The organism is Actinomadura bangladeshensis (genome assembly GCF_004348335.1).
GTDB lineage: Bacteria > Actinomycetota > Actinomycetes > Streptosporangiales > Streptosporangiaceae > Spirillospora > Spirillospora bangladeshensis.
Genome location: NZ_SMJW01000258.1, coordinates 1 through 10,763 on the forward strand (window position 1 = coordinate 1; position 10,763 = coordinate 10,763).

Below are 10,763 nucleotides of genomic sequence, written 5' to 3' on the forward strand. Positions count from 1 at the left end.
CCCCAGACGACCACAAGGTGCACGGCCCGCCGGACTGCCGCCGATGACCGGCGTCCGCCCGCGCCGCCCCAGCCCCGCCACTCCAGCAGCCAGCTCACAAGGCACATGGCCCCCGAGCCTCACCCGGGCGGCCGAAATACCAGACTCTCTGACCATCGGTGGTCGGGGTAGGGGCGCGCGGTGCTCAGCCGGCGCCGCAACCACGCGACGACCTCAATGCGCGCGATCGCGACCGAAGGCAGGTTCGAGCTTGCGAGAACCTGATCGCGCAGCGAGCCGCTAGGCGAGTCGGATGCGATGCAGCGATCGCACCGCGTTTTTCGACGATGGAGGGCCCCTAGGGCCCGAAGGAGGAGAAAAAAGCAAGAAAACACAGCCGTCGGGTGCCGGGGCGGTTCCGCTGCAGCGGTCAGAAGAGCGGGACTGCCCGGCACCCGACGGAGATCAGGAGCCGTGCGCCGCGACGGCCTTGCGGTACATGCCGCTGACCGTGGCGCGGCCCTTGGGCGGAACGGTGGCCAGGTACTGCACGAGGACGGTGGTGTCCATGCGCGTCTTGGCGGCCTTGGCCGGGGCGAGCCCGACAAGATCCCCGCTCACCGCCAACCTGCCCCGTTTCGCCGCGGAGTACGCCTCATTCTGCTTCAGGACATACCAGACGACCGCGCCGCGGTCCTTGGTGCGCAGCGCGTACGTCCGGTAGGAGGCGGGGGAGAAGCGGGACGAAAGCGTCACGCCGCGCTGCGCCAGTGTCTGTTCGCCCTGCTTGAGCGCCTTGTAGGTCTCGTTGGTCTTCGCCCCGTCCGCGAGCAGTCCGGCGCCGGACGCGCCGGGCCCGCTCGTGAGGAGCGAGGCGTGCGCGTGCGGCAGTTTCTCCGGGGCGACCGCGAGGTCCTTCGCGCCGGGGTCGACGGGCGTGGCGAACCCGTCCGGGTCGAGGGCGATCGTGGCGAGCGACGGCGCGGACGGGAACGGGTCGGCGGTCAGCAGCCACGGCGCCCCCGCCCCGGCCTGCGTGAACAGCATCGCGTGCCGCAGCGCCCGGTCGCCCTCGCCCGTGACGGTGTCGGCCGCGAACCAGTGCGGGTAGCCGGTCAGCCGCGGGATGTAGAACGTGGTGTGCGAGAAGGCCAGCTTCGGCGGGCGCTTGCGGACGACCCGCCGGAGCTTGAGCGCGGCCGCGTCCATCGACAACTGCGGGTCGGCCTCGATCGCGCGCAGCTGCCTGCCGCTGAGCCGCTTCCCCGCGCGGTTCGCCCCGGCGGCGTAGGACGTGAGCACCTGCTGCGCCTGCGCCTTGCTCAGCGCGGGCGCCCCGGCGGCCCTCGCCGCCTCGGCGGGCGCGCCGCCGCCGGAGCAGCCGGCGGACAGCGCCGCGGCCAGCAGGCAGCCGGGCACCAGGATCGGAACGTGCGTGCGTGCGGCCATGAAGCCCCCCGAATGGCGACGGTGATCCGGACCACGCGCCATCCTCGCAGAGTGACCGTGCAGTCACTCTGCGAATGCGAAACTCCGCCGAAAGACACCACCGGAAGGACCCCGCGCCAGGTCAGGGCCGGGTCGCCGGGGTCAGACCGCCGTCTCCTGCTGCCGCATCCAGCGGATCTCGGCCTCGATGAACTCGTCGAGGTCGCCGTCCAGCACCGCGGAGGGGTTGCCCGCCTCGACGCCGGTGCGCAGGTCCTTGACGATCTGGTACGGGTGCAGCACGTAGTTGCGGATCTGCGTGCCCCAGCTGCTCGTCCCCTCGCCGCGCAGCTCGGACATCTTCGCCGCCTCCTCCTGGCGCTTGCGCTCCAGGAGCTTGGCCTGCAGGACGTTCATGGCCGTGGCCTTGTTCTGCAGCTGGCTGCGCTCGTTCTGGCAGGACACCACGATCCCGGTGGGGATGTGGGTGATCCGCACCGCCGAGTCGGTGGTGTTGACGCCCTGGCCGCCCGGCCCGGACGACCGGTACACGTCCACCCGCAGGTCGCCGTCGTCGATGTCGACGTGGTCGCTCTGCTCCACCACGGGGACGACGTCCAGGCCCGCGAACGACGTCTGCCGCCGGCCCTGGTTGTCGAACGGGGAGATCCGGACCAGGCGGTGCGTGCCGTGCTCGCCGCGCAGCGTCCCGTACGCGTAGGGGGCCTTCACCGTGAACGTGGTCGACTTGATCCCGGCCTCTTCGGCGTAGGACGTCTCGTAGACCTCCGTCGGGTACCCGTGCCGCTCGGCCCAGCGCAGGTACATGCGCTGGAGCTGCTCGGCCCAGTCGGCCGCGTCCACGCCGCCGGCCTGCGCGTTGATGGTGACCAGCGCCTCACGGGCGTCGTACTCGCCCGACATGAGCGTGCGCACTTCCAGCTGCTGGACGGCCTTGTGCAGCGCCGCGAGCTCCTCGTCGGCCTCGGCGCGCGTGTCGGCGTCGTCCATCTCGCTGGCCAGCTCGTAGAGGGTGCCGGCGTCGTCGAGCCGCTGCCGGAGGCCCTCCACCCGGCCCAGTTCGCTCTCGAGGTGCGAGAGGCGGCGGGTCACCGACTGGGCGCGCTCCTGGTCGCTCCACAGGTCGGGGTCGGCCGACTGCTCGCGCAGTTCGGCGATGTCGCGCCGCATGCCGTCGAGGTCCAGCACCTGCTCGATGCTGGTGAGCGTCGTGCCGAGCTCCTTGAGCTGCTCTTCCGGATCGATGCCTGCCACGGTCCGAGCTTATCGCCGTTATGCAGTGGCCTTGCCGTGATGCGTACGCTTCGCGGTAACGTCCGTGCACCGGCCAATATCATGTTGATGGCAGAATCACGCGCCGAGAAGGCCGGCCGGCGACGGCCGGCGCGGAGTTCGGTCCGGGGGACGGGTCTGTGCACAGGTTCCTGCGGGTGATCGCGGCCGTGGTGCCGCTCATCCTCGCGCTCACCGCCGCGGGCTGCGCCGAGAGCAAGACGGAGGCGCGGCCCGTCGCAGGCGTGCCCGAGACGCTGCCGCCGGAGCCGGTGCCGCTGACGCCCGATGTCGCGGAGCGGGCGTTCCGCACCTACGTCACCGACGAGGACGTGGCGCGCGCCGCCGGCGACGAGCGGCTCGCGCTCACCTGGACGTCCGACGGCCAGTCCCAGCTCACCGCGGCCGAGTTCCGCAAGGCCGCCTACGACGGCGACCCGGTGCGGCGCTTCGGCTACGGCGAGCCGAGGCTGTACGTGCCGAGGCTGAAGGACGCCGCCTACCCGCAGTGGTTCGTGGTGTCGGTCGACCGCTCCGTCCTGGGCCGGCCCAAGAGCGAGCACACGGTGCTGATGGCGTTCGTCCTGCGCGGGCCCTCCGACCACTGGAGGCTCACGCTGGCGACGCTCCTGCAGAAGAAGGCCAAGGTGCCGAAGGTCGCGGTCGACGACGAGGGGTACGCGCAGGCGCTGAGCAGCGATGACACCTCGCTGCTGATCCGCCCGCGCGACGTCGGCGGGATCCAGGCGACGATCGCCGCGGAGGGCGGCGGCAGCGTCGCGGCCAAGGTGATGAAGTCGAACGACGTGACGACCGGCTTCTACCGGGGCGACAGGCACGCGAAGAAGAAGGCCAAGAAGAAGGACCTCGCGTTCCAGGCCGTCTATACCGCGACGCCGTTCCCCTACTTCGGGCTGCGGACGGAGACCGGCGGCGGGCTCGTCGTCTACTCGCTGTTCCGCAACACCTCGCTCGTCGCCGAGGACCCCGGCACCCCGAAGCCGGAGATCCCCGACGACGCCGAGCACCTCCTGGACGGGACCGTCGAGGGCAACGAGGTCGACACGACCAGCACCATGCACTTCGCCGCCTACGACCCGGCGAAGGCCAAGAAGGGCAAGCCGCAGCCGAAGGCGCAGATGATCGCCGATGACGGTGCGGTCACCAAGGCCGCGACCCCGCCGCTCAAGCAGCCCTAGCGGGTCGGCGCGCCGAACGGGCTCAGCCGTAGACGCGGCGCAGGACGAGTGCGGCGAACAGCAGCGCCACCAGGGCGGCCAGGACGATCGCGGGCGGGATGGACGGCCCGTGCCGGTGCATCTGCGACCGGGCGGCTCGGCAGGTGGGGCAGCGCCCCTCCACCACCGGGTTCGAGCACCGAGCGCAGATGAGATGTTCGCAGCTCATGTCGTGGGCCCCAATCTCCGGGATCGGTTCGCGGGTCCGTGCGGGAAGCGTCCGGTGAAGCGTCCGCTTCTTCGGTGTCCGTCCACTTATTAGATATCTTTCGCCATCATCCAGCGTAGCCGGACTGTATGGTCGTTCCGGCAAGTCCGGGACCTTGACGGTAGGAAACGGCCGGACATCGGGAGACGGATCACATGGCACTGATCGGACGGAAGACACCGATCGGGCTGAACGACGTCCTCGGATACCCGTACCTCGCCGAGTGGGACGAGGTAGTTGCCGGTCCCCTCTACACTGCTCGAAGGCTCCGCGTCCCACCCGGTCGTGAAGCCGGGCGGCGCAGGCAAGTGCCCACGGACCCGTCCGTGGCCGCGGGCCGGGCCGCTCCCCAACCCCTACAGCGAACCGCCGTGATGCAGCCGTGATCCATTTCGACAACGTCACCAAGGTCTACCCGAGCCAGAACCGGCCCGCCCTGCAGCATGTGAACGTCGCCATCGAGAAGGGCGAGTTCCTGTTCCTGGTGGGTCCGTCCGGCTCCGGCAAGTCGACCTTCCTGCGCCTCATCCTGAAGGAGGAGCGTCCTTCCCAGGGTCACGTGCACGTGGCGGGCAAGGACCTGAGCAGGCTGACCAACTGGAAGGTGCCGCACCTGCGTCGCAGGATCGGCTGCGTCTTCCAGGACTTCCGCCTCCTGCCCAACAAGAACGTCTTCGAGAACGTCGCGTTCGCCCTCGAGGTGATCGGCAAGCCGCGGCGCTTCATCGGCAAGGTCGTCCCGGAGGTCATCGACCTCGTCGGCCTGGAGGGCAAGGCCCACCGGATGCCGGACGAGCTGTCCGGCGGCGAGCAGCAGCGCGTCGCGATCGCGCGGGCGTTCGTGAACCGGCCGATGATCCTGCTGGCGGACGAGCCCACGGGGAACATCGACCCCGCCACCTCGATCGGCATCATGAAGGTGCTGGACCGCATCAACCGGACCGGCACCACCGTCGTCATGGCCACCCACGACGCCGCTATCGTCGACGCCTTCCGCAAGCGCGTCGTCGAACTGGAGGACGGCAGGGTCGTCCGCGACCAGTCCCGCGGCGTGTACGGCCAGGCGTACTGACCATCTGAACCATCGATTCCCGCCGGGGCGTACGACAGCCAGAAGGCGGGGACCGCCCGCTTCGGGCCGCGTTCCCTCATGAGGCCGCCCGGGTTCCGGGCGGACCAAAGGCGATCAAGGACAGCGAGGCATGCGCGTACAGTTCGTTCTCCAGGAGATCTGGATCGGTCTCCGCCGGAACATGACGATGACGATCTCCCTCGTCATCACCGTCGCCATCGCCATGGCGCTCTTCGGCACCGGGCTCCTTCTGCGGCAGCAGGTCGACGCGTCCAAGAGCTACTGGTACGACAAGATCGAGGTCTCGATCTTCCTGTGCGCCAAGACGAGCTCCAACCCCAGCTGCCAGAAGCAGGACGTCACCGACCAGCAGCGGCAGACGCTCCAGGCGAGCCTGAAGAAGATGCCGCAGGTCTCCGACGTCGAGTACGAGAACAAGCAGCAGGCGTACGAGCGGTTCAAGGACCGCTTCTCCGGCTCGCCGGGCTTCGTGGAGAGCACCCGCGAGGGCGACATCCCCGACTCGTTCCGTGTCAAGCTCCGCAACCCGGAGGAGTACAAGGCGGTCGCGCAGGCGATGCTCGGCCAGCCCGGCGTGGACACGGTCATCAACGAGCAGGAGATCCTGAAGCGGTTCTTCCGGATCCTGAACGGCCTGCAGGTCGCGGCGCTGACGATCGCGCTGATCCAGGTGATCGCGGCGGTCATGCTGGTCGGCAACACGGTCCGGCTGTCGGCGTTCAACCGGCGCCGTGAGACCGGCATCATGCGGCTGGTCGGCGCGTCCAACACCTATATCCAGATGCCGTTCATCCTGGAGGGGGCCATCGCCGGCCTGATCGGCGGCATCTTCTCCTCGATCTTGCTGGTGTTCAGCAAGAAGCTCCTGATCGACAGACTCGCCGGGGACGTCCAACTCGTCAGCCAGCTCGGCTGGAGCACGGTGATGGCCGTCATCGTGGTGTCGATCTGCTTCGGTGTGCTGCTCTGCGCCGTCGCGTCGTTCCTGACGCTGCGCAGATACCTGAAGATCTGACCCTCGGTGCCCGGATCCGGGGCGAGTGCCGGATCCGGGACGTCCGGCCGCCCTACACTTGCCGCATGGTCCGCACCGTGCCGCCGCTGAACCCGTGCCGCCGCTGAGGAGGCGGCCGGGGCGCACGCTGCGCGGCGCGGCCGTCGCGGCGGCGATCGTCTGCGCGTACGGCGCCGGGGTCGTGAGCGGCTCCGGCTCGCAGCGGCACGCGGCCGTCGCCGGCGGCGGGTCGGTGCTGGACGAGGCCGCGGCGCAGATCGGGCGCCGGGCCGCCAAGCCGGTCGGCCGCGGCGAACTCGACCGCGCCGCCATCGAGGGCATGCTGCGCGGCCTCGGCGACAAATGGGCGCACTACTATCCGGCCCGCGAGTACGACGACGTCGAAGGGCGCCTGACCGGACGCTACAGCGGCGTCGGGCTGTGGCTCGGCGGCTCCGACCGCAGCACCGGCGTGCTGGTCGCGAGCGTCCAGCCGGGCACCCCCGCCGCGCGCGCCGGAGTGCGGGCCGGCGACGCCGTCACCGCCGTGGGGAACCGGTCGGTGGCCGGCTGGGGCATCTCCCGGGTCGCGGCGGCGCTGCGCGGACGTCCGGACGAAGCCGTCGAACTCACCGTGGAACGCGGCCGTCGAACCTTACGGTTCCACCTCGTCCGCACACCCGTCCCTGGAGGGAACGTCACGGTGACCGCCCTGCCGGAGCACGCGCGCCTCATCCGCGTCGGCGCCTTCACGCGCGGCACGGGCCAGGAGGTCCGCGCCGCCGTGACCGGGCGGTCGCCGTCCGGCCGCCCCGCCGGCGGCGTGCTGCTCGACCTGCGCGGCAACCCCGGCGGGCTGCTGGACGAGGCGGTCGACACGGCCTCGGCCTTCCTGCCGGGCGGCCCCGTCGTGACCTACGAGCCGCGCGGCCGGCCCGTCCAGCGGCGCGCGGTCACCGTGCCGGGCGACGCCGACGTCCCGCTGGTGGTGCTCGTCGACGCCGGTACCGCGAGCGCCGCGGAGATCGTCGCGGGTTCCCTGCGCGACCGCGACCGCGCGGTGATCGTAGGATCGCGTACGTACGGGAAGGGCTCGGTCCAGGAGCCGATCGAGCTCGCCGACGGGTCGGTCATCGAGCTGACCGTCGGTCGCTACCGCACCCCGGGCGGCCGTAACCTCGACGGGGTCGGGATCGAGCCCGACGTGGCGGTGTCGGCCGACCGGCCGCCGGACGCGGCCGAGCGGCGCGCCCGGACGGTGCTGAGCGGCCTGCACGCGACCGTGCTCGACAGACGAACGCCGGACAAGGACTGATGACGTGGCACGGGACACCGGGCGCAAGAAGGATAAGAAGGACACCGGGCGGAAGCTCATCGCCCAGAACAAGCGCGCCCGCTACGACTACCACATCGACGACACGTGGGAGGCGGGCATGGTGCTGATGGGCACCGAGGTGAAGGCGCTCCGCGCCGGCCGCGCCTCCCTCGTCGACGGCTACGCGCACGTGATGGACGGGGAGGTGTGGCTGGAGCACGTCCACATCCCCGAGTACACCCAGGGCACCTGGACCAACCACGCGCCCCGCCGCCGCCGCAAGCTGCTGCTGCACAAGCGCGAGATCCAGAAGATCATCGCCAAGTCGTCCGAGCCGGGCTGGACGCTCATCCCGCTCGCCCTGTACTTCAAGGACGGCAAGGCCAAGGTCGAGATCGGCCTGGCCCGTGGTAAGAAGTCCTACGACAAGCGCCAGGCCATCGCCAAGCGGGAAGCCGACCGCGAGATGCAGAAGGCGGCGGCGGCCCGGTTCAGGAGACGGTGAAGGTGTCGATGAAGAACCAGGACGGGCGGCGGCGGCGCGGTATACCGCGGCGGGCGATCGTGCTGGCGGGCGGCGCCCTGGTGGTCTCCGGCGCCCTCGTCGCGACGATGATGCCGGGCGCCCGCGCCGAGCCGTCGGCGATGCCCGCCGTCCGCGACTTCCTCATCGCCTGGCAGGTCGGCAACTACGAGGCCGCCGCCGACCAGACCATCGGCGCCGACAAGGAGCAGGTCGCGCAGGCCCTCGGCCGCGTCCGCGAGCAGCTCGACGCCGCGTCGCTGCGGCTGTCCCTCGGCACCGAGGTGGAGGGCAGCGGCGTCGATCAGATCGTCAAGAAGGGCGACGAGGCCGACGCCCGCTTCACCGTCAAGATCGACCTCGGCGAGAACGGCCAGCCGTGGGAGTACCCCGGCCTGATGCACCTGCGCCGCGTCGGCGGCAAGTGGAAGGTCGTCTGGAGCCCGTCGGTCATCAACACCAAGCTGAAGCCGGGGCAGCGGCTCGCCGTGGTGACCGAGGTGCCGAAGCGCGCGCCCATCACCGACACGCTGGGCCGCTCCCTGCTGCGCGAGGTCGGCGCCTACAACGTCGGCGTGTACCCCGGCCAGCTCGCCGACCCGGCGAAGACCCTGGAGCAGCTCGCCAAGCAGACCAAGATCGACGGCGGCCGCCGACTCGACGCCGAGCGCCTCCTCGGCCGGGTCCGCTCCGCCCCGCCGCAGGACTTCCTGCCGCTGCTGACCCTGCAGGTCCCCGCGCACAACGCGCTCATCCAGCGGCTCAACACCATCCCCGGCCTGCACTTCGACCCGATCCAGGCGCCGATCGCGCCCGCGTACGCGCCAGAGCTGATCGGCAACCTCGGCCCCGCCACCGCCGACCGGCTCCAGCAGGTCGGAGCCCCCTACCAGCCGGGCGACACGATCGGCGTCAGCGGCGTCCAGCTGCTCCAGCAGCGCCGCCTCGCCGGCACCCCGACCGTCCGCGTCGTCGCGCAGGACGAGTCCGGCAAGAACACCGAGGAGCTGCGGTCCTGGGAGGGCCAGCAGCCCGAGGAGGTCCGCACCACCCTCGACCCCGGCTACCAGGCCCGCGCGGACTTCGCGCTCAAGGGGCTGTCGTACCCGGCGTCCATGGTCGTGGTCCGGCCGAGCACCGGCGAGGTCCTCGCCGCGTCCAACCACGGGACGAACGGCGAGAACCGCGCGTTCGAAGGCCACTACCCGCCGGGGCTGACCTTCGGGATCGTGTCCGCCGAGGCCCTGTTCTCGCATGCCGGGATGAACCAGACCACCGAGACCGCCTGCCCCGGCACCGCCACCATCGGCGGCAAGACCTTCACCAGCAAGGCGCACGGCGAGACCGCCTTCGCCAACGTGTTCGCCGCGTCCTGCACGACGGCCCTCGCGCAGCTCGGCGCCAAGCTGGACGCGCAGACCCTCGTCCAGGAGGCCGCCAAGTTCGGCATCGGCAAGGACTGGGGCCTCACCGTCCCCGCGTTCACCGGCACGCTGCCGACGCCCGTCAACGACGGGCAGAAGGCCGCCGCCATGGTCGGCGAGGGCAACGTCGAGGTGAGCCCCCTCGCCATGGCCCTCGTCGCGGCCGCGGCGTCCAACGGCACCTGGCGGCCGCCGTACGTCCTCAAGGACATCACCAAGACCGTCCAGGCACCGCCGGCGCAGACGCTGAGCTCCGAACCCCTCGTCAGCCTCAAGCGCGTCCTCGGCCGCACCGCCGACCGCGGCAACGCCCGCGGCGGCTACGCCGACGCCGGCGTCGCCGCCCTCGCCACCTACGTGCGCGGCGGCGACACCAAGACCGTCTCCTGGTTCGTCGGCTCCGAAGGCGACCGCGCCTTCGCGATCGCCGTCGAAGGCCCCGTCAACACCCCGAAGCTCGCCGCCCGGTTCCTGACCGGCCGTCCCTGAGTTGGGGATCTCTTTACGCGCGGGACGCAACCAACCCGCCACTCCGGGACGTCATTACAGGTGACTGGGCCACCGCTCGGGGGGTTGCGGGACCCAGTCGCCGTGATGAGACCAGAGCCTCGTCTCGGGGGAGGCTCTGCCGTCCGGACCGGCCCGACCCTGCCGGTCGACCCCGGTGGGCGCGACACAGCACGCGCCCACCGGGGTTCACGGTCGTCCAGGGGGAAATAACGTTGCCCGCGCAGGCGTTACCCTAGTAACGTCATCGTGCGGACGTCCCCGGACGCCCGCTTTGACAACTCAACATGGGGGTGACCGGCTTCGACTTCGGTCGTTCGAGCCAGGGGAAGCGGGTCGAGGGTTGCTGTCGTGACCTCGTAAATCCTGTGACAGCAAACCAATAACTGCCAACAAGAAGCAGTCCGAGTTCGCCCTCGCCGCCTGAGCGAGGAGCGAACTCTGTCAGCCCGGTAGCGTCTCCGAACCGGGGTCTGGCATCGTAAGGAGACTCCACCTACCGACCCGGTCGCGGGGCCGGTAGGAACAACCAACAGCGACTGAGTCCGTCGGCGACACGCCTGCGTGAGCGCCGGGACTGAGAAAACGCCAAGCAGGCTGCACCCGGAGAAGCCCTGACTTATCACCGAAGGACGCGGGTTCGATTCCCGCCACCTCCACTTGGACGACGTGTGCTCGGCCCCCGCTTCGCGGGGGCCTTCGCCGTTCGGTGCTGTCTTTCTGGGGGGCGACCCCCAGACCCCCGGTGTGGGGGTCGCCCC

9 protein-coding genes and 1 other RNA gene are annotated in these 10,763 nt (G+C 70.7%); 7 read left to right on the forward strand and 3 right to left on the reverse strand.

Features of this window, described 5'->3' with window-relative positions; genetic code table 11:
- Positions 1 to 444: 444 nt before the first annotated feature.
- Positions 445 to 1,428, reverse strand: coding sequence for a DUF8094 domain-containing protein (locus E1284_RS33315; protein ID WP_131944144.1), 984 nt, complete (start codon positions 1,426 to 1,428; stop codon positions 445 to 447).
- 141 nt (positions 1,429 to 1,569) lie between these two features.
- Positions 1,570 to 2,682 (reverse strand): peptide chain release factor 2, encoded by a 1,113-nt coding sequence (gene prfB, locus E1284_RS33320; RefSeq protein WP_131944145.1) that lies wholly within the window; start codon positions 2,680 to 2,682, stop codon positions 1,570 to 1,572.
- Between the two features lie 158 nt (positions 2,683 to 2,840).
- Here prfB and E1284_RS33325 point away from each other — a divergent pair, with 158 nt between their 5' ends.
- The gene (locus E1284_RS33325; protein WP_131944146.1) at positions 2,841 to 3,899 is read left to right on the forward strand and encodes a DUF8094 domain-containing protein; all 1,059 of its coding nucleotides are present in this window, start codon (positions 2,841 to 2,843) and stop codon (positions 3,897 to 3,899) included.
- 22 nt (positions 3,900 to 3,921) lie between these two features.
- On the opposite strand, the gene E1284_RS33330 is transcribed toward E1284_RS33325, so the two are convergent.
- A complete protein-coding gene (locus E1284_RS33330) occupies positions 3,922 to 4,107 on the reverse strand; it encodes a hypothetical protein (protein ID WP_131944147.1) in 186 nt (61 codons plus the stop codon).
- Between the two features lie 421 nt (positions 4,108 to 4,528).
- Between E1284_RS33330 and ftsE the strand changes: the two genes are divergently transcribed.
- The 6 genes from ftsE to ssrA all read left to right on the forward strand — a co-directional run bounded on the left by ftsE (position 4,529) and on the right by ssrA (position 10,664).
- Positions 4,529 to 5,218, forward strand: coding sequence for a cell division ATP-binding protein FtsE (gene ftsE / locus E1284_RS33335; RefSeq protein WP_131944148.1), 690 nt, complete (start codon positions 4,529 to 4,531; stop codon positions 5,216 to 5,218).
- A 130-nt stretch (positions 5,219 to 5,348) separates the two neighbouring features.
- Entirely contained in the window at positions 5,349 to 6,254 is a 906-nt protein-coding gene (ftsX, locus tag E1284_RS33340; protein WP_131944149.1) for a permease-like cell division protein FtsX, read from the forward strand.
- Between the two features lie 94 nt (positions 6,255 to 6,348).
- Complete coding sequence (locus E1284_RS33345) at positions 6,349 to 7,548, forward strand: S41 family peptidase (protein WP_243714900.1); 1,200 nt, start codon at positions 6,349 to 6,351, stop codon at positions 7,546 to 7,548.
- A gap of 4 nt (positions 7,549 to 7,552) precedes the next feature.
- Positions 7,553 to 8,053: an SsrA-binding protein SmpB gene (gene smpB / locus E1284_RS33350; RefSeq protein WP_131944150.1), complete on the forward strand. Its 501-nt coding sequence runs from the start codon at positions 7,553 to 7,555 to the stop codon at positions 8,051 to 8,053.
- Between the two features lie 8 nt (positions 8,054 to 8,061).
- Complete coding sequence (locus E1284_RS33355) at positions 8,062 to 9,984, forward strand: penicillin-binding transpeptidase domain-containing protein (RefSeq protein ID WP_243714901.1); 1,923 nt, start codon at positions 8,062 to 8,064, stop codon at positions 9,982 to 9,984.
- 307 nt (positions 9,985 to 10,291) lie between these two features.
- Positions 10,292 to 10,664: a transfer-messenger RNA gene (gene ssrA / locus E1284_RS33360) on the forward strand.
- The last annotated feature ends 99 nt before the right edge of the window (positions 10,665 to 10,763 follow it).